General features: G+C 62.3%; 15 protein-coding genes. 9 read left to right on the plus strand and 6 right to left on the minus strand.

The window, feature by feature from the left end; translation table 11 throughout:
* The first annotated feature begins 146 nt into the window (after positions 1-146).
* Entirely contained in the window at positions 147-1,433 is a 1,287-nt protein-coding gene (locus tag PW789_RS16225; RefSeq protein WP_299378503.1) for an MBOAT family O-acyltransferase, read from the plus strand.
* Between the two features lie 146 nt (positions 1,434-1,579).
* Here PW789_RS16225 and PW789_RS16230 read toward each other — a convergent pair whose 3' ends face one another.
* Positions 1,580-3,094 carry an O-antigen ligase gene (locus PW789_RS16230; RefSeq protein ID WP_299378505.1) on the minus strand — a complete coding sequence of 505 codons (1,515 nt, stop codon included), beginning with the start codon at positions 3,092-3,094 and terminating at the stop codon, positions 1,580-1,582.
* Between the two features lie 202 nt (positions 3,095-3,296).
* On the opposite strand from PW789_RS16230, the gene PW789_RS16235 reads away from it, so the two are divergent.
* The 3 genes from PW789_RS16235 to PW789_RS16245 are packed head-to-tail and all read left to right on the plus strand — an operon-like array spanning position 3,297 to position 6,855.
* A complete protein-coding gene (locus PW789_RS16235) occupies positions 3,297-4,334 on the plus strand; it encodes a hypothetical protein (protein WP_299378507.1) in 1,038 nt (345 codons plus the stop codon).
* Positions 4,331-5,683: a glycosyltransferase gene (locus PW789_RS16240; RefSeq protein ID WP_299378509.1), complete on the plus strand. Its 1,353-nt coding sequence runs from the start codon at positions 4,331-4,333 to the stop codon at positions 5,681-5,683. Before PW789_RS16235 ends, PW789_RS16240 begins: the two co-directional genes overlap by 4 nt.
* On the plus strand, positions 5,680-6,855 hold the full coding sequence (locus tag PW789_RS16245) for a glycosyltransferase (RefSeq protein WP_299378511.1): 1,176 nt from the start codon (positions 5,680-5,682) through the stop codon (positions 6,853-6,855). Before PW789_RS16240 ends, PW789_RS16245 begins: the two co-directional genes overlap by 4 nt.
* 100 nt (positions 6,856-6,955) lie before the next feature.
* Here PW789_RS16245 and PW789_RS16250 read toward each other — a convergent pair whose 3' ends face one another.
* Positions 6,956-8,053 (minus strand): sigma-54-dependent Fis family transcriptional regulator, encoded by a 1,098-nt coding sequence (locus PW789_RS16250; protein WP_299378513.1) that lies wholly within the window; start codon positions 8,051-8,053, stop codon positions 6,956-6,958.
* Between the two features lie 558 nt (positions 8,054-8,611).
* On the opposite strand from PW789_RS16250, the gene PW789_RS16255 reads away from it, so the two are divergent.
* Positions 8,612-9,991, plus strand: coding sequence for a sigma-54 dependent transcriptional regulator (locus PW789_RS16255; RefSeq protein WP_299378515.1), 1,380 nt, complete (start codon positions 8,612-8,614; stop codon positions 9,989-9,991).
* Between the two features lie 8 nt (positions 9,992-9,999).
* Positions 10,000-10,500, plus strand: a complete 501-nt coding sequence (locus PW789_RS16260; protein ID WP_299378517.1) for a hypothetical protein — start codon at positions 10,000-10,002, stop codon at positions 10,498-10,500.
* 169 nt (positions 10,501-10,669) lie between these two features.
* Here PW789_RS16260 and PW789_RS16265 read toward each other — a convergent pair whose 3' ends face one another.
* From PW789_RS16265 to PW789_RS16280, 4 genes are all read right to left on the minus strand, one after another.
* Positions 10,670-11,620, minus strand: coding sequence for an NAD-dependent epimerase/dehydratase family protein (locus tag PW789_RS16265; protein ID WP_299378519.1), 951 nt, complete (start codon positions 11,618-11,620; stop codon positions 10,670-10,672).
* A 193-nt stretch (positions 11,621-11,813) separates the two neighbouring features.
* Positions 11,814-12,575 (minus strand): SGNH/GDSL hydrolase family protein, encoded by a 762-nt coding sequence (locus tag PW789_RS16270; protein WP_299378521.1) that lies wholly within the window; start codon positions 12,573-12,575, stop codon positions 11,814-11,816.
* A 410-nt stretch (positions 12,576-12,985) separates the two neighbouring features.
* Entirely contained in the window at positions 12,986-13,516 is a 531-nt protein-coding gene (locus tag PW789_RS16275; protein WP_299378523.1) for a PEP-CTERM sorting domain-containing protein, read from the minus strand.
* 314 nt (positions 13,517-13,830) lie between these two features.
* Complete coding sequence (locus tag PW789_RS16280) at positions 13,831-14,772, minus strand: branched-chain amino acid transaminase (RefSeq protein ID WP_299378525.1); 942 nt, start codon at positions 14,770-14,772, stop codon at positions 13,831-13,833.
* A 216-nt stretch (positions 14,773-14,988) separates the two neighbouring features.
* Between PW789_RS16280 and PW789_RS16285 the strand changes: the two genes are divergently transcribed.
* From PW789_RS16285 to PW789_RS16295, 3 genes are all read left to right on the plus strand, one after another.
* Positions 14,989-15,984 carry an exostosin family protein gene (locus PW789_RS16285; protein ID WP_299378527.1) on the plus strand — a complete coding sequence of 332 codons (996 nt, stop codon included), beginning with the start codon at positions 14,989-14,991 and terminating at the stop codon, positions 15,982-15,984.
* 63 nt (positions 15,985-16,047) lie between these two features.
* On the plus strand, positions 16,048-16,752 hold the full coding sequence (locus PW789_RS16290) for a MarC family protein (RefSeq protein ID WP_299378530.1): 705 nt from the start codon (positions 16,048-16,050) through the stop codon (positions 16,750-16,752).
* A gap of 52 nt (positions 16,753-16,804) precedes the next feature.
* Positions 16,805-18,304 carry a M48 family metallopeptidase gene (locus tag PW789_RS16295; RefSeq protein ID WP_299378532.1) on the plus strand — a complete coding sequence of 500 codons (1,500 nt, stop codon included), beginning with the start codon at positions 16,805-16,807 and terminating at the stop codon, positions 18,302-18,304.
* Positions 18,305-19,081: the final 777 nt, after the last annotated feature.

The raw sequence follows: 19,081 nt of genomic DNA on the forward strand, positions 1-19,081 counted from the left end.
GCCTCGACCGAAGGTGTCATTCCGGGCGCAGCGCGCAGCGCGGAGTCGAGGAACCCCCGCATTTTGCCCGCAGCAGCACAGTATCCGGCCAGTATCACCCGGCCCGATCGGCACGCCTCATCTCCCAAAGGAGACGCATAGCTGCGATGCCGCCCGGCCTGACTCACTTCCTCTCGAACTCGCTGCTGCTGATGACGCTGGCAGTGCCGTTCCTCTTCTTCCCCCTCGCCGCATGGCTGGCCCTGCGCCTGCCCGTTGGCAAGCTGCGCATGGCCGCCTTCGCGCTGGTCAACCTCGTCTTCGCGCTCGCGGTCTGCATCTCGCGTGGAACCTACGGCGTCCGCCTGCACGACGTGAAGCTCTACTTCCTCTTCTCCACGCTGATGTTCGCGCTCTACGTGGTGCTGGTCGGGGTGCAGTATCTTCTGCTCGATAAGAAGCTCGGCTCCTGGCTGCCGCTCTTCTTCCCGCTCATCATCCTCGCGGTGGTCAAGTACATGCCCGGCCACTGGACACAGGGCTTCGTCCCCGCGCCCTTCTCCAACAAGGTCTTCGCCGACTTCTTTCTCGGCCTCTCCTACATGGCCTTCCGGCTGACGCACATGGTCTACGAGATCCGCAACGGCGTCGCGCCCATGCCCGACTTCGCGGAGTACCTCTCCTTCGCCTTCTTCGTGCCCACGCTCTCCATCGGCCCCATCAATCCCTACAGCGCCTTCCACAACTCGCTGCATAAGCCCGACCGCACCGTCACTCCCATCGGCCGCAGCTGGGGACGCATCCTCATCGGCCTCACCAAGTACATCTTCCTCGGCAACCTCGCCAACCAGCTCTCCTACGACGGCCTGTTAGCCGACGGCCTGCCGCATCACTGGATCGACTTTCCTATCGCCGTCGCCGGATACACCGCGTACCTCTACCTCAACTTCTCCGGCTTCTGCGACATCGCCATCGGAGTCTCAGGCCTGCTCGGCATCCATGTGCACGAGAACTTCGATCGCCCCTTCTCCAAGCGCAACCTGCAGGAGTTCTGGGCGCACTGGCACATGACGCTCACCAGCTACATGCGCGACATGGTCTTCGTGCCGCTCTCGAAGGCGCTCATCCGCCGCTTCGGCCCGGCCTCCGCGCCGCACTGCATCGCGCTCGCCATCGCCATCGTGTTTCTGCTGATGGGCATCTGGCATGGTGCCGGATGGAACTTCGTCCTCTACGGCCTTTGGCACGCCGTCGGCGTCGTCATCGTCCACTACTACACCTTGTTTTTGAAGAAGCGCCTCGGCAAGCAGGGCTTTCAGAAGTACCGCGAAAACCGCGTCATCTATCACATCGCCAACGCCGTCACACTGGCCTACTTTGCCCTGGGCCTGATCCTCGTCTGCAACTCGATGCATGGCCTTGGCATGATCTTCCGCACCTTCAGGCCCATGTAGGCAGATGCGGCATCAGGAGAGGCGAGACCGCCGCACCCTCAAAATAAATGCTGCCAGTCTCACGCTCAGTAGCTCAGTAGCTCAGTAGCTCAGTAGCTCAGTAGCTCAGTAGCTCAGTAGCTCAGTAGCTCAGTAGCTCGCTCAGCTCAGTACTGGCCCATCATGTGTTCCACGCGCAGCATCAGGTACACCACGAAGATCAGTCCCACCGCACCGATCGCCGAGTACTGCGCAATCTTGAACGGCTTCCAGCGCGGCGGCGCCAGGTCGCGATCCAGCGCCCAGCGATAGATCACCTGCACCATGCCGCCGTAGATGAACAGCGTCATAATGTACGCGCGCGAAAGAAACCACCCTGCGACGAAGTAGCCCACCATGCAGATCGGCATCAGCGCCGCGATGCGGTGAATCTCTTCGTTTGGCAGCTGCTCCTCGTCCTCGCCGAATCCGCTCATGTACATCGGCGCTGCATCCGCAGCTTCTAACGCCACAGCCGAGGAGGACTTGCTATCGGTCATCGCATCGGCGGGATACCCCGCAGGCTGCCAGCGCAGGTCGACCACCTGCTCGACAACGCGCCCCGCGACCGGTTCCGTCATCTGCTTCGGCCCACGCTGGCCGTAGGCCATCTCGTAGGCCAGCAGGCCGTCTTCTTCCTGTTCCTTCTTTTCACTGCCCGTTGACGCCACATACGCATCGCGGATCGTCGGCAGCACAAACATCACCCACCAGAACAGGCCGAACATGCCCAGCTCCGCCGCGCACACCACCACCGTATTGTGCGCCGTGATGTAGAAGTATTCGCCGAATCTCTGAAAGCCCACGCCGAACAGCGGATGCGCCTTCAGAAGGTCGATACCCGTCGCCCACGCCTCCATGCGGCCCGAACCCGCCTCCACCGAGACATCGCGTCCGCCCGACCATCCCACCACGCTCGCGCCCGCAAATAACGCCGCCGCGATCATCGCCGCCGGAATCGTGCCGATCTTCTTCCGCGAGGCAAACAGGATCACGGCCAGCAGCGCCAGCATGCCGCCGCGCGAGTGCGTCAGGTACATGCCGAAGACCAGGATGCACGACGGCACCAGCACCAGCGCCATGTTGCGCAGGAAGCTCGACTTGCGCCACAGCAGGAACAGGCAGGGAATCAGGCTCACCATTACCTGCGCGAAGTCGTTCGGGTCGTTGATGAAGGCCAGGCCGCGCAGGCGGTAGAAGCGGCTGCCCTCGTCATCGCCCTGGGAGATCAGGTACGGACTCAGATAGTTCTCTGCCCGCAGCGCCATGTAGCCCCGCGCGATCGTAAACAGGCAGATAAACAGCATCGTCCCCACCAGCATCTGCAGGTGAATCCGCTTCCGGCAGTTCAGGATCACCAGGAAGAACGTGAAGACGTTGGGAATGAAGCTCAACACCGCCACAGGCACCGATCCCAGCCAGCCGGTGAACAGCATCGACATAAACACCGAGACCACCATGCCGCCCAGCGCATAGGTCTGCGGAATCGTGAAGATCTTCGAGCGGTTAAGCCCGTGCAGCGAGGCCAGTGTCGCCAGCGCGGCGAGGATGATCTCGATGTGAAACTCGTACAGCGGCCCCCAGATCGTCTCCGGTCCAAGGTACGCCGTCAAAATGTACAACAATGTGAGGAACAGTCCCATACAATGACTTCTGTGCTGCCGCCAGTTGCCATCTTAGTTCATCGAGGGCAGCCGGACCGATGGCCAATCGGTGTCATAGCCCTCCGGTCGCATTCTGGCAACACTGGTCGTGTCACCGGACCGGCACCTTTGAACTGTCATGAAACTTCCTCGTCACGCTGAGCTCTGGCTCCCTGGTTACCTGCGAGACCGTGCCCGGCGCATGACCGGCCGGCCGAAGCCGAAGCGCCTCTGGGTCGCCATCACCGATCACTACGAACCCCTCGGCGGCAAAGTCTCCATGGATGTCGCTAACGCCCGCGTCGATCGCTGGACCGAGGCCTGGCCGCGCATCGCCGCCGCCGCCCCCCGCGACGCCGCCGGAAAGCAGCCCTGCTACAGCTTCTTCTATCCCCAGGAGGAGTACCGCTACGAGCTGCTCGCCCCTCTCGCCGAGATGACGCGCTCCGGCATCGGCGACGTCGAGGTCCACATCCACCACCGCAACGAGACCCGCGACGGCTTCATCCAGAAGATCACCGACTTCTGCCGCACCCTGCGTAACGATCACGGCCTGCTCCACGACCACAACGGCCAGATGGTCTTCGGCTTCATCCACGGCAACTGGGCGCTCGACAACTCCCGCCCCGACGGCCTCGACTGTGGCCTCACCGGCGAGATCGCCCTCCTCCGCGACCTCGGCTGCTACGCCGACTTCACCATGCCGTCGCTGCCCTCGCCCACCCAGGGCCACACCGTCAACCAGGTCTACTGGGCCTCGCAGCGCTACTCCAGCGGGCAGACCCCCACACCCAAGTCCTTCGACCACGGCATCGAGGCTACTCCCGGCGGCGGCTGCCAGGGCGACCTGCTTATGATCACCGGCCCCGTCGCGCTACGCTTCGCTGGCCGCCTCGTCCCCCGCGTCGAGATGGGAGAGATCGCCCACAACGACATCCCCACCCTCGAGCGCGTCCGCCTCTGGCTCGACCACGCCCCGCAGGTCGGTGAAGACGCCTTCGTCAAGGTCTACACCCACGGCGCGCGCGAGGATAACGCCGACACCCTGCTCGGTACTGCCACCAAACCCAGCGGCCTCGCCGGAATCTTTCAGTGGTTCCATCAGCTCGCCGACGAGCGCGGCATCGAGCTGCACTGGGCCAGCGCCTATGACATGTTCCGCGCCGTCGAGGCCCAAACCGGCCCGCTCACCCCCGGCCCCCGGCTCGAGACCGCGCCCGCCGGAGCCATCCGCGCTTGAACCTCCTGCTCATCACCTTCTCCTTCCCGCCCGCTGGAGGCGTCGGTGTGCTGCGCGCCCTCTCGCTGGCCAAATATCTTCCGGGAAACGACGTCCGCGTCGATGTGCTCACCGCCCGCAACGCCCCCGCCGTCGGCAAGGACCGCACCCTTCTGCAGCAGGTTCCTGCCGAAGTAACCGTCCACCGCACCTGGACCCTCGACCTCCCCTTCTGGCTCCGCAAGTCGGTCAAGAAGATCCTCACGGGCGGCAAGGCTCGCTCCTCTGCTCCCGCTGCCGCGCCAACGCAGGCACCCAAGCCGCCCAAAGGCGCAGGCAATCCGTTGAAGCAGTTCATCGCCAACCTGCTGCTGCCCGATCCGCAGGTCGGCTGGCTGCCCTTCGCTCTTCCGGCGGCCATCAAAATCATCCGCAGCCGCAGCATCGACGCGGTCATCATCACGGTGCCGCCGTTCTCCAGCGTCCGTCTCGCCACCCGCCTGCGCAAGGTCTTTCCCTCGCTGCCCATCGTCGTCGACTTCCGCGACGAGTGGCTTACCACCACGCTCGACCTCGTCAGCTTCAACAACAACAGCCGCGCCCGCATCGTCGCCCACAAGGCCGAGGCCGAGGCCGTTCGCGATGCCTCCGCCGTCGTTCTTGTCACCGAGGCCGCGCGCCGCGAGCTGCAATCCCGCTACCCCGGCCTGCCCAAAGACAAGTTCGTCACCATCCCCAACGGCTACGACACCCCGCCGCCCCAGCCGGAAGCAGCTCCGGCCGTCATCCATAAAGAAAAGATCACGCTCACCTACACCGGCACCGTCTACGGCTCCACCGCCCCCGGCAGCTTCGTCGAGGCGATCAAACTCCTGCCGCCGGACGTTCGCTCACGCCTGCGCATCCGCTTCATCGGCCATATCGAGACCCCGGCCTACCGCGAGCAGCTCCTCTCCCTGGGAGATGTTGTTGAGCTGCGCGGCTTCGTCCCCCAGGCCGAGGCCCTCGCCGCCATCCGCGAGACCGACTACCTCCTCCTCATCACCCACGACCGCATCAACGTCGCCGCCAAGTTCTACGACTACCTCGGCGGAGGCCGCCCCATCCTCGCCGCCGTGCACAAGGACGGCGACGTCCGCCGCCTGCTCGAAGAGACCCGTGCCGGGCGCTGGGCCGACGTCGACTCGCCCCAGGCCATCGCGCAGATGCTCACCGAGGCCGTCACCGGCTCCGCCACCCCTGCGCTTCAGCCCGACTACGACCGCATCGCCGCCTATCACCGCCGCCCCATCGCCGCCCGCTACGCTGCTCTGCTGAAGACCCTCGCAGGCAAGGGAAGCGGCACGCCCGCAGGGAGCGACGCACAATGAGAGTCGCCGTCATCACCCGCTACTTTCCCACCTCGCCCGAGCCCTGGGCCGGCCACTCCGCCTACCAGACGCTCAAGTTCCTCGCGCAGAGCTGCGACGTCAAAGTCTTCTACCCCGAGAGCGAGTACCCTCCGCTGCTCAAGCCCAGGAGCCGCGCAGGCCGCCAGATCGACTACAGCTTTCGCCCCGCAGGCGTCGACGTCGCCTACATCCCCTATCCCGCTCTGCCCGCCATCTCCCGGCCGCTCAACGGCTGGTCGGCTGCGCGCAGCATCTTTGGCATGGTGCGCGACTGGCAGCCCGACGTCATCCTCAACTACATCGTCTACCCCGACGGCGACGCCGCCCGCCGTGTCGCCCACCGGCTGAAGGTCCCCTTCGTCGTCACCGCCATCGGCTCCGATCTCAACGTCATCCCGCCCCTCTGCGGCGGACTCACCCGGCACGTCCTCCACCAGGCCGACTTCACCATCACGGTCTCCGGCGACCTGCTCAGGACCGCCCGCGGACTCGGCGCACCCGAGGCCAGAAGCCGCGCCGTGCTCAACGGCTGCGACACCGCCATCTTTCACCCCCGCGATCGCAACCAGGCGCGTACCGCGCTCAGCATCGCCGCCGACGAGCAGGCCATCGTCTACATCGGCCGCCTCGACATGGCCAAGGGCCTCGGCGAGCTGGTCACAGCCGTCGCTGCGCTGGCCAAAAAGCGCTCCGCCCAAAACCTCCCTGCCGCCCGCTGCTACATCGTCGGTGATGGCCCCGCCCACTCCGCGCTCGCCGAATCCATCGCCGCGCTCAACGCCGGACAGCACATCAGGCTCGTCCCCGCCTGCGCCAGCGACGGTGTCGCGCAGTGGATGGCCGCCTCCGACCTCGTCACCCTGCCCAGCTACCGCGAAGGCTGCCCCAACGTCGTCATCGAGGCCCTCGCCTCCGGCCGCCCCGTCGTCGCCACCGACGTCGGTGGTATCCCCGAGCTGATGAGTAACGCAGACGGACGCCTCATCCCCGCCCGCGACGCCGTCGCGCTCGAACGCGCCCTCGACGAGGTGCTCAGCCAGAGCTGGGACGCCCAGGCCATCTCAAAGAAGCACAGCCGCGGCTGGGCCGACGTGGCCACCGACGTCGAAACCATCCTGATGGGCGTCCTCAATCGTCAGCCGCAACCTTAGCCCCGCAACCCTCAGCTCCAAAGCAGCAGCCCAAAAACAAAGCCGGCGGATCCGAAGATCCACCGGCTCGCCAGTCCGTGTTGCTTAATGTCCGTGTTGCCTAATAGAGCCGTGTCCGCGTGATCGGCGCCGAAAGCTCTGCCCGTACCGTGCCGTCGGAGGGCTTCTTCGCACCGCTCGCGCGCAGCGGCCGCGGCGGAACCTCCGGCATGCCTGCCTCGCTCAGCTTGTACAGCAGCGAGCGATAGCTGATCTGCAGCCACTTGGCCGTCTTCTGCCGGTTCCAGCTGTTGGCCTGCAGCACCTTCAGAATGATCTGGCGCTCCAGGTCATGCGTCGCCTGCCGCGTAATGTCCTTCAGCGAGATCGGCTCGCTCAGGTCGATCTCCGCCGTCACCCCGTTGCCTCGCTGCTCCGGCATCAGCTCGGCCACCAGGGCCTCCTCGCTGCCGATCAGCACATAGCTCCGGATCAGGTTCTCCAGCTGCCGGATATTCCCCGGCCAGTGATAGTTCTGCATCAGCCGGATCGCGCTCTTCGACAGCAGCTCCGGCGTATGGTGAAACATCTTCGAGTAGTGGTCGATAAAGTAATCGATCAGCACCGGCAGGTCGGCGATGCGCTGCCGCAGCGGCGGCAGATTGATCGTCACCGCGTTGATGCGGAACAGGAAGTCCAGACGGAAGGTCCCCGCCTCCACCTGCGTCCTCAGATCGCCGTTGGCGGCTGTCACCAGGCGCGTCGCGATCGACCGCGATTCGTGCCCGCCCACCCGCACAAAGGTTCCGTCCTGCAGCACCTGCAGCAGCTTCGACTGCACATTCAGGTCCAGGCTGCCTACCTCGTCGAGAAAGAGAGTGCCATTGTGCGCCTGCTCCACCCGGCCCAGCTTGGTGTTCAGCGCCCCCGTAAAGGCGCCCTTTTCATAGCCGAACAACTCCGTCTCCAGCAGGGAGTGGGGAATTGCCGGGCAGCTTACCTTAACCAAAGTTCCCCGTGAGCGAAGAGAAAGCGCATGCAGCATCTGGACGCAAAGTTCCTTGCCCGTTCCGCTCTCTCCCTGGATCAGTACCGGTACGTCCGTCTCCGCAACTCGTTCAATCTTGTTTCGTACAGCCTGCATGGCTGCTGTCTTACCGAAGAGGATCTCCATCGGTGGCAGATGATGTGAGGCAGCGGACTCAGCGTTATAACCCAAGGTCGTTTTTCCTTGTCACAGGCAGAAAGATGCAAAATGATGCAATGTTGTGCATGCACGTCGAGAACCAATCTCCTCCCATATCAGGCGGGATTGTGGAAGAAGTTAGTGCCCAGATCGTTAACCCCCTGAACTGGTTACTCGGGCCATAGGGAAATTCCCAAGCATTTCAAGGAAATTTCATCGTTTTGGAATCAGAAAAAATCCGCATAAAACAACTCTTTTTCGCCTCGCACAACGGAAAGGCAAACCGGGATCATCCAATGACGAAAAAGCTGCCGTGCAGAAGAGTGGCAAATATTTATCTCTTTTGTCGGCAAAATTATTAACATTATTTGTGCACGAGTTGCATGGTTCCGAACTAGAATCGGCAGAGTAGAGGGTCGTGAAGCACTCCCCACTTCAGGGCTCGCTCTCTTCCATAAGGTCGCAAAGTTCGGATTCCGGTATGCAGTCGGGCCTGAACCAGTTCCAGTACGGTCGGACTGGCACCAAATAGGGGTATTTATGTCCGCTTCGCTGTCTTATTCAGGGTCTGTTGTGAAGTCGAATACGAAAATGCGGGCTCAGGTTCTGATCTACGAACCAGATCTCGCTATCTTGGAATACCTCCGGCTTACACTTGGAGACCGCTACTCCCTCAATCTCTATTCCGAGGAGCAATCCCTGCTCGATCGTCTCGATCAGGAGAAGACTCCCGACCTGCTTCTGCTGGCTCTGCAGCCCGGCAAGGATTCCATGCCGCTGCTGACGCACATCCGCTGTGCCAAGCCCCAGCTTCCCGTCATCGTCATCTCCTGCTCGGCCGAGATGCGCGACCTCGAGATGACGATCCGCCTCGGCGTGCGCGCCATCGTCATGAAGCCCTTTGTGGGCAGTGACATCGAAGAGGCCATCGAGGAGCACCTCGTCTCGCCCGACAAGCAGGCCGCCGTGCCCGATTCCCCGCGCGAGATCCCGCTCAACGAGTCCCACTCCTTCGTCCGTTCCAGCAAGCGCATGCGCGACCTCGAATCGCAGGCCGCCCTGGTCGCCCGCGCCGACATTCCGCTGCTTATCCTCGGCGAGAGCGGCACCGGCAAGGAGATCCTTGCCCTCTATACCCACAAGATGTCGGCCCGCAGCCAGAACACCTTCCTCAAGGTCAACTGCGCCGCCGTCCCCGCCGACCTGCTCGAAAGCGAGCTCTTCGGCTACGAGCAGGGCGCCTTCACCGGAGCGGTGAAGACCAAGCCCGGCAAGTTCGAGATCTGCACCGGCGGCACCATCTTTCTCGACGAAATCGGCGAGATGCCCGCCATCCTGCAGGCCAAGCTTCTCCAGGTGCTGCAGGACGGCACCTTCTCCCGCCTCGGTAGCCGCTCGCCCATGAAAGTGGATGTGCGCGTCATCGCGGCGACTAATATCAATATGAAAGAGGCCATGGCGAATAAGACCTTTCGCGAGGACCTCTACTACCGTCTCAACGGCTTTACACTGAATATCCCCGCGCTGCGTGACCGCAAAGAGGAGATTCCGGTGCTGGCCGACTACTTTATGCGGAAGGGTGCGCGCCGTTACGGTCGTGAATCCCTGCCATTCTCCCAAAGACTGCTCGATACACTCATGGCTCATAACTGGCCGGGGAACCTGCGTGAACTCGAAAATGTCGTCAATCGCTATCTCGTCCTAGCCGAGGAGCGGTCGATCATCGAGGAGCTCGCTCCACAAACTGCGTCACAGGTATCTGCGAATGTTCCTGCTGAAGCAGCAAATGGTACCGGGCTCAAGGCGCTGGTAAAAAATCTAAAGGGTGGCGCCGAAGCGGCTGCGATCGCACAGGTGTTGGAGGGGACTGGATGGAACCGCAAGGCGGCGGCAAACGATCTGCAGATCAGCTACAAGGCTCTGCTCTACAAGATCAAACAGTACGATCTGTCTCCGCAAGATCGCGCATAGCCGCCAAGGTGGCTGCGGTCGCGGCTGCCTCATCCGAGGGCATCTACCGCGTCGTCGTCCGATTTGAAGATCGCATCGTGCGCGGAACCGTCAAGCTGGAAGACCTGGGGACCATGGAGCAGCTGCTCCTGAACGACCCCCACGCTCCGCTCGACGTCATGCGCCTCACCATGATCGACACCGGCGAGGTCGAGGAGATCTCCACGCGCGACGCCAAGGCCGTCTTCTTCGTCAAGACCTTCGACGGCGACACCAGGCACAAGGCGCTGCACTTCCATCAGAACGTCCCCGTCGTCCCCGGCCTGTGGGTCCGCATCCACTTCCACGACGACGAGATGGTCGAGGGCATCATCAGTAACGGAAGCGAGTACGTCCTTGAGGACGGCTTCTTCCTGATCCCCACCGACCCCAACGGCAACAACCGCCTGGTCTACGTCAACAAGAGCGGCCTCAAAGACTTCTGCATCCTCGGCATGCGCAACCCGCCCAAGAACCTGCACCGCATGTAAGCGGCAGGTTGTCATCATTGCCAGTTCCCAGCTAACATTTGTCATTCCGAGAGAGCGCAGCGAACCGAGGGAACCCCGCATCTCGCCTCATGCAGCACTCCAGTCGCAGGAAGTCCAGGCGGCAAACCCGCAACAAAAAACTGACAACTTCACGAGCCGACAACTTCGCTTAAGCCACCGGCGCCGTCTCCCGCGCCCACTCGATCGTCTTCTCCAGCCCATACCCCAGGTCGGCGATCACCTCGTACCCAAACGCAGCCTGCGCCGCTGAGATATCCGCGCCGGAGTGCTTGATATCGCCGTTGCGCTCCTCCTCGTGGATCACCTCGCCCGGAAAGCCGAGGATGCGCTTGATCTCCGCGAAGGCATCGAGCAGCGTTACGCGTCGCCCCGTCGCCACATTGAAGATCTTCCCCGCCACATTCGCCGCCGGAGCCTTGGCCGCCAGCAGGTTCGCGCTCACCACGTTGTCGATGTAGGTGAAGTCGCGGCTGGTCAGCCCGTCGCCATAGATCGTCGGCGTCTTGCCCGCCAGCATCAGCGAGATGAACCGCGCCAGCACGCCCGAGTACTGCGACGAAGGATCCTGCCGCGGCCCGAAGATGTTGAAGTAGCGCAGCGACACCGTCTCCAGCCCATAGACCTTGTAGTAGCTCGAAAGATAATGCTCGCCCGCCACCTTCTGCACCGCGTACGGCGAGATCGGCTCCGGCAGCATCGCCTCGGTCTTCGGCAGCGCGGGGTTGTCGCCATACGCCGCCGAAGAGGCCGCATACAGCAGCCGCTTCACACCCGCCTGCCGGGCCGCTTCCAGCACCGTCAGCGTTCCCGTCAGGTTCGGCCCATTCGTACCCACCGGGTCGTTCACCGACTTCGGCACTGAAGGGATCGCCGCCTCATGAAAGACGTAGTCCACGCCCTTCATCGCCGCGCTCACCTCGTCCTTGTCCAGGACGTCGGCATAACGGAAATCGATCTTCTTGCGGATCTCCTCCAGGTTCACCAGCGACCCGCTTGAGAGGTTATCGATCCCGCGCACAGTCGCGCCCTCAGCCACGAGCGCGCGTGCAAGGCTCGACCCGATGAATCCTGCGATTCCAGTAATCAGTACAGTGGACATTTGCTCTCCGGAAAAGACGGCAAGTCGTTCGGCTACAAGGTTACCGTACCCACAGCCGGTCAGCCGGCAGGCGCGCTACACCGAAAGTGGAATCAGCCGGGTACTTAATCTCGAATTCGTAATCTCTCAGATGCAGCCAACCGGCGCGGAGCAATGGCCTCGTCTCGCATTCCTCCAGAGAGTGGTCGCGCGATTACTTCTTGCCCCCCGCCAGCGCCTCCCGTATTGCCTCCTCCGCCAGCGGAGCCATCACGGCGTATCCCTGTGCCGTCGGATGCACACCATCCACACTCAGCCCCGGCTTGAAGCCACCGTCCGGCCCCACCAGGGCGGAGTAGTAGTCGACGTACACCAGCCCGTTTTCGGCGGCATAGTTCTTCTCCCACAGGCTCAACGCCCGCAGCGCCTGCTCCGGGTGCGTTCCATGGTTCCACGGGTAGTCGATGGTCGGCTGCTGCGAAGCGAGAATGACCTTGATCCCGTTCGCCTTCGCGATCGCCACCATCGAGCGGAGATTGTCCTCGATCATCGGCAACGTCGCCTGCCCGGTGTTGCCCGCAACATCATTCGATCCACCGAAGATGACCACCGCCGCTGGCTTCAGCGCCACCACATCCTGCTGAAAGCGGATCAGCATCTGTGGCGTCGTCTGTCCGCTGACACCGCGATTGACGTAAGGCTCTCCCGGAAAAAAGACCGACCCAAATTTGCTGCCCCAGTTCTCTGTCGTCGACGAGCCGAAGAAGACCACGCGCTGTTCACCATCCTTCGGTGCCTCCAGCCGCTCGTTCGCCGCGCGATAGTGATTCAGCTGTGCCCAGTCATTCAGCCGTCCGCGCATCTCTTCGCAGGAACACGATTGCGCCGCCTTCGCCCCGGCCACGGGAGTTTGTCCGGCACACGCTGCGGCAACACCCACGGTCGCCGCCAGGAACACACTTCGCAATACAAACATCGCTCACGTCTCCGCCCTGCAGATAAAACAACATTGTCCCTCTTCAATGCTGTAAGAGACAACGTCGGTTGCCACTGCCGCTGGTCGTTCTGATGAGTGCAGGCAATCCGATGCAGGCGCAGATCGCGGGAAGCCGATAAGGCCGATGCCAGTAAGAAGGACTCGATTGCCTTCGAGAACAGCGATGCCCTCACAGGCAAAGTTCCTCACGCCGAAGGTCTGCTGTCTCGTCAGTGCCTACGTGGAGATCACGAGCTTCCACATGCCAGCCTGGGCTGATGAGCATTGGAGCATGTGTAGCACCGGGCGTCACGGCCAGCCAGCGAAGCGCCTTTTGTCGATGCTGATCACTGCCCGCAAAAAAGGGAGTCGCCCCGACAGAAGAGGCGACTCCACAATTGAGGCAGTCGTTACAAGCGGACGAAGCGGCGACGGGCTACGTTGAAGGCTCCGACCAGGCCGGTGCCGAGCAGCAACAGCGACGAGGGCTCGGGAGTAGCAGCCGTGGCGACGCTGAAGGTGCCTACGCCGAAGCCCGAACCGGTGCCGCCCAGAATCTCGCCATAGTTGTTGCCGGGCGTGATGTCGATGGAACCTGGGGCATAAAAGCTGAAGATGTTGGCCTCGACGCCGCTGGCAGTTGCAAAGGACACGCCAGAGGGATCGAGCAAGGTGGACTCCGGAAAGAACAGGTTGTCGTTGCCCTGAAAGCTGATGAGGCCGGTGATGGCGCTGCCGCCGAGCGTTCCGCTGATGGAATCGATCGTCCACTGGCCACCGGCTTCGGTTGCGGTCAGCGTGCCGCTGCCGGTCTCGACAAAGCCGCCGAGCGAGGCTGCAGGACCGGTAAGGGTCCAGTCGAAGGTGTCGGCGTGCGCGGTGAGAGAGGCGACGGCGAGTGTAAGTGGGAGCAATGCAAAACGAAGGGAACGTACGAGCATGATCTGGGCTGACTCCTTAGTAAGTTAGCGGTGCATGGTCGTGAGAAGTTCTGAGGTACTTACAGGAGATAACCTGCTGAGTCCGAAGGAGGGCCTGGCGCTGGTGCGCTCAGATAAGTCTTGCGGTGATGAGTGATGCAGAGATAACGGGACAATTACAGAAAAGTAAATATATCGTTTGGGTAGGCGGCGTCCCTGTTTCGGGGGATAGTCTTTTCTCGCATCGCATGCTAATCGATACCTCCTTCAGCTCGCGCAAACGCAACAAGAGCAGCCCGAAGGCTGCTCTTGTTGTGTAAAACCGTTGTCAGGCGTTAGGCGCCGACAGGCTCCGCGACCTTCACGTTCACCGGCGTCAGCCAGTTGTACTTGTCGGCCTTCAGACCGTTGACGATGCCAAAAAACTCCTCGTGGATCGCCGAAGTGATCGGACCCATCGTGCCATCGCCGACCAGGATGCGGTCGACCGAGCGCAGGTGCGTGACCTCGGCAGCCGTGCCGGTGAAGAAGGCCTCGTCGCCGATATACAGCATCTCGCGGGGCATGGCCTGCTCGATCACTTCGATGCCCAGCGACTTGGCGATCGTGATCACCGAGTTGCGCGTAATGCCGTTCAGCACTGAGTTCGCCAGCGGAGTCGTGTACAGCACGCCGCCGCGCACGATGAACAGGTTCTCGCCCGAGCCCTCGCTCAGGTAGCCGTTCACGTCCAGCGCGATACCCTCGGAGTAGCCGTTGATCTCGGCTTCCATGCGGATCAGCTGCGAGTTCATGTAGTTCGCGCCCGCCTTTGCCATCGAAGGCATCGTGTTCGGCGCCAGGCGCGACCAGCTCGAGACGCAGACATCGGCGCCGTCGTTGCCCGGAACATACTTGCCCCACGGGAAGTTCGCGATATAAACCTCAATCGGCGACTTGATCGGGTTCACCCCGACCTCGCCGTAGCCGCGGAACGCGATCGGGCGAATGTAGCAGGGAGCGACGCCGTTGGCCTCGATCACATCGACGACGGCCTGCGATAGCTGATCGACCGTGTAATCCAGCGGCATGCGGTAGATCTTCGCGGAGTCTACAAGGCGCTGCATGTGCTCCTGCAGGCGAAAGACGCCTGCGCCGTTCGGCTGTGTATAACAGCGGATGCCCTCGAAGACCGAGGACCCGTAGTGGACGACATGGCTCATGACATGGATCTGAGCCTGATCCCAGGGAATTAATTTTCCGTTATGCCAGATGTTCGCTGTGGGTGTGACGGGCATGGTCGCTCCTTAGCTGAAACTTTGATTATAGAGGCACCGGCATGGGACGGAACAGGAGGAATTTTGCCAATCGCCTCTGAAAATGCGGGAAATCGGTGATGTGAGACAGCACGCCGAAGTGCGATCCTCCATTCCAGGCCGCCGGGCCGCAGCAAAAAAAAATGTCAGACTCGAACCTAAAGAATCCCGTCTATTGCAGCAAGGATCAGAAGCCTGATGAAGATTCACCTCGTTTGCCTGCTGCAGCGTACCTACGACGCCGTGCTGCAGCTCCACCGGCAGGCATCCCCGTCGCTGCACCAGCTGGTCGACGATCCTCACCAGGCAGACATGATCCTCTTCGTCGGCCGCTGGTCTTTTTATGGCGGCGAGGTCGTCGATCACCCGCTGCCGCGCCTGTATCCCGAAAAGACCTTTGTCTACAGCGACGACGACATCTTTGCCCCGCTTCTGCCCGGCGTCTACGCCAGCGCCCGGCGCGGCCGCTTCTTCGACCTCGGCCGCATGGCCAGCCAGAAGTTCATCGACTGGCAGAATCCCCACATCCAGGCCATCGACTGTCCAAAGCAGTATCTCTTCTCCTTCGCCGGACGCTCCAGCTCGCTGCTGCGAAAGCTCCTCTTCCGCATCAATTACCGCCGCTCTGACGTCTTCATCGAGGACACGTCCTACTACGACCACTGGACGATCCAGCCCGATCGCGAGGCCAACCAGCGCCGCTACGTCGAAACCATCGCCGCCAGCCACTTCGCCCTCTGCCCCCGGGGAGCCAGCTCCGGCTCCTACCGTCTCTTCGAGGTCATGCAGATGGGCATCGCGCCCATCATCCTCTCCGACCGCTACATCCTCCCCGAAGGCCCCGACTGGGAGAGCTTCGCCCTGGTCGTGCCCGAACGCAAAATCGCCAGCCTGCCGCAGATCCTCGAGCGCCACGTCGCTGAGAGCGAGCAGCGCGGCCGCCTCGCCGCCCAGGCCTACCGGCAGTGGTTCGCCGACGAGGCCGTCTTCAACCACATCATCGCCCTCTGTCAGCAGCTGCGCGAGCGCCGCAAAGTTCCCGAGCGCTGGGTGCAGCGCCTCTGGCCGCTCATGCTCTGGCGCCTGCGGGCCATCCGCACGGCAAGGGAGGCAGTTCGCTCCACCGCCCTGCTGGCCATGCGCCTCGCCGGTCGCGGAGGCGTTCCCGCCGCCGCCCCGCCCCGCAACGACTAGCCGCAACTCCTTATCTCTCCGTGAGAAGGCCTCCTTTTCTCCAAGTTGTGGGAAAATCGTGGCGTGTACTTCGAGCCGCATGGCGTGAGCTTCTCCGAGCTGCAGCACTCCGTCTACGTACGTTTTTCCGTGCTCGCTCTCAGCTCCATCTTCTTCCTCGTCGATCCCTTCGCCGCGATGCCCACCTTCCTGGCCATCACCGCAGGCTCCGACCCCGCGCGGCGCCGGCGCATCGCGCGCAAGGCCTCGCTCACCGCGCTCATCTTCCTCAGCATCTTCGCCCTCGCCGGGCAGTACATCTTCAAGATGTTCGGCATCACCCTGCCTGCCTTCGAGATCGCCGGCGGCGTCATCCTCCTGCTCATCGGCCTCGATATGCTCGAAGCCCGCCGCTCGCCCACGCAGGAGACCAGCGGCGACACCGAGGCCGCCACTGCCAAGGACGCCGACGACGCCGGCATCGTCCCCCTCGGCATCCCCATGCTCGCCGGTCCCGGAGCCATCGCCTCCGTCATGGTCCTCGTCGGCCAGGCCCGCACCAGCTGGCAGATGGCCGCCATCCTCGGCTCCATCGCCGTCACCGCCGCCATCTGCTATCTCGTCCTCGGCAACTCCGACAAGGTCGCCCGCGTCCTCGGCGAGACCGGCATCCGCATCCTCGTCCGCATCATGGGCTTGCTGCTGGTCGCCCTCGCAGTGCAGTATTTTGTCAACGGGATGGTCGACCTCGGCGTGATCGCAAAGCCCGCGGTTGAGAGCCTTCCATAAGCTCTGCTGTACCTCTGTACGCCTGATTACTGGATCTTCTGAGAGGGACTTCATGTTGTGCGATCGTTGTCGGCAAGCTGGCCACCGCCGTATCGGGCCGGTCATCACTGTTCTCCTGCTGCTCTGGGGCCTCGCCCCCGCTGCCTGGGCGCGTTTCCAGATTCCTCCGCCCTGCAAGAACGCCTACACCGTCGAGCAGGAGCAGACCGAGGGCGCCAAGTTCGCCGCCGAAGTCTTCAAGCAGATGCCGGTGCTGCCCGACAACTCTCCGCTCTCGCAGTATGTGCGCAACCTCGGCGCGAAGCTGGTGGACGTAACCCCCGGCCATCGCTGGCCCTTCAACTTCCACGTCGTCGCCAGCGATGAGATCAACGCCTTCGCCCTGCCCGGCGGCGCAATGTTCGTGAACGTCGGCGCTATTAATGCTGCGGAGACCGAAGCCCAGCTCGCCGGAGTTATGGCCCACGAGCTCTCGCACGTGGTCCTGCGTCACTCCACCTGCAATCTCACCAAGCAGCAGGCGCCCAAGATGTGGGCAGGCCTCGGCCAGCTGGCCGCCGGTGTTCTCCTCGGTGGAGGCGCGCTCAGCAACATGGCCGCGCAGGGCATCGGCATGGTCACCGGCCTCGGCTTCCTCAAGATGTCCCGCGAAGACGAGAAGCAGGCCGACCTGCTCGGCACCGACATCCTCTACGACGCAGGCTACGATCCCCGCGGCCTGCCCCAGTTCTTCGAGACCATCCAGGCCAAGTACGGCGCTGGTGGCTCCGAGTGGCTCAGCGATCACCCCAATCCCGGCAACCGCATGCAATATGTCACCGCCGAGATCGCCTCTCTGCCGCCCCGCTCCAAACCCACCGTCACCACCGCCGAGTTCACCCGCTCCAAGGCCCTCGCCCTCAAGGAGAAGGTCTATAACTCCAAGGAGGTCGAGGCCGGAGCCTGGCGCAACTCCGGCAGGTACGCCCTGCTCCCCGGCGGGCCGCCCACCATCATTCCCGCCGCCGCCGGTTCCCAGACCGCAGCCGGAGCCTCCGGCCGTCTCGCCCAGGCCTCGCTCGGCCTCAAAGACAATCTCTCCGCCTACCAGGGCAAGACCTTCACCATGAGCGTTCCCTCCTCCTGGCAGAAGGGCGAAGGCGATAACGGCAGCGTGGCTTTCATTCCGCCCAATGGCTCAGGCCAGTCCGGCATCGCCTACGGTGCCATCGTCGAGGGCGCACGCTTCAAGACCGCCGTCAGCGATCAGAACGCGCTCACCCAGGCCACCTCCGCCATCGCCCGCCAGCTCAGCCAGGACAACGGAGGCATGCAGCAGGTCAGCGACATGACTACGCTCACCGTAGGGGGCCAGCCCGCCACCGCCGTTGAGCTGCGCGGCCGCTCACCCATCTCCGACGGCAACAACGCTCTGCCCGAGCGTGATCTGCTCATCACCATCACCCGGCCCGACGGCGCAGTGAACTACATCATCTTCATCGCCCCCGAGGCGGACTACCCCACCCTGAAGCCGCTCTACAACTCCATGCTGCAAAGCTTCCGTGTCCACTGATCCTGTAAGCCATAGCTGGTCTAATAAGCCAGCTATAGAGGCAAGGGCAGATACAGAAGATGCAGGGCTATCAATCCAGCGATAGATAAACCAGCTATAGATACAGCAACACCAGCTACAAATACAGGTGCCCCACCTCTCGTTTCCGAGATGTGGGGCCTTTCTACATTCCCCTGTGTCCTTTCAATGGCTCTTTTTGCGGGGCATTTCCCGCATGGCGCACCATAAATAGTGCAGAACCCACTTAAAATCAGGAATTTAGCCGAAGATAAATACCGCGTCATTATTGGATGAAACCGACTTTTCTACAGTTTAATCCTGTTTTTAACAGGCCATAAGCCTTGCGCCACCCCACCCCCACTGTTACTCTCAGGAAGTCGCAGTGAGCTGACAGCAACCGACAGTGAGTCGGGCGCAGCGAAACGGCAACAAAGCAAAGAGTTAGAACTTGCAAAAAAGCAAAAAGTTCGATACTCTTAGCAAGTAGCAAAAATGCTTCGCACCTGAGCCGACAGTAAGGCGGTCAAGGAAGTTGAAGCGCAGTCCAAGCGTTAGATCGCGGCAAATGAGCCACTGGCCAGCCGAATCAAACCCAAGTCACTGCAGGTTATATAGAATAGAAGCCCAGGCTTCGCGGCGTTTTATGCGTCGTAACGGTATTTTGAAATTTGCGCGTAGCGAAGTGTCGAAATTGACTCTGCTTTCGCTTCTGAATGGCAATAGACCTTTCCGATAGATTCGGGGTTGAGCCTGAAAGAAAGTTGAAAAATAGAGGTT

Source organism: Edaphobacter sp. (genome assembly GCF_028283685.1).
Taxonomy (GTDB): domain Bacteria; phylum Acidobacteriota; class Terriglobia; order Terriglobales; family Acidobacteriaceae; genus Edaphobacter.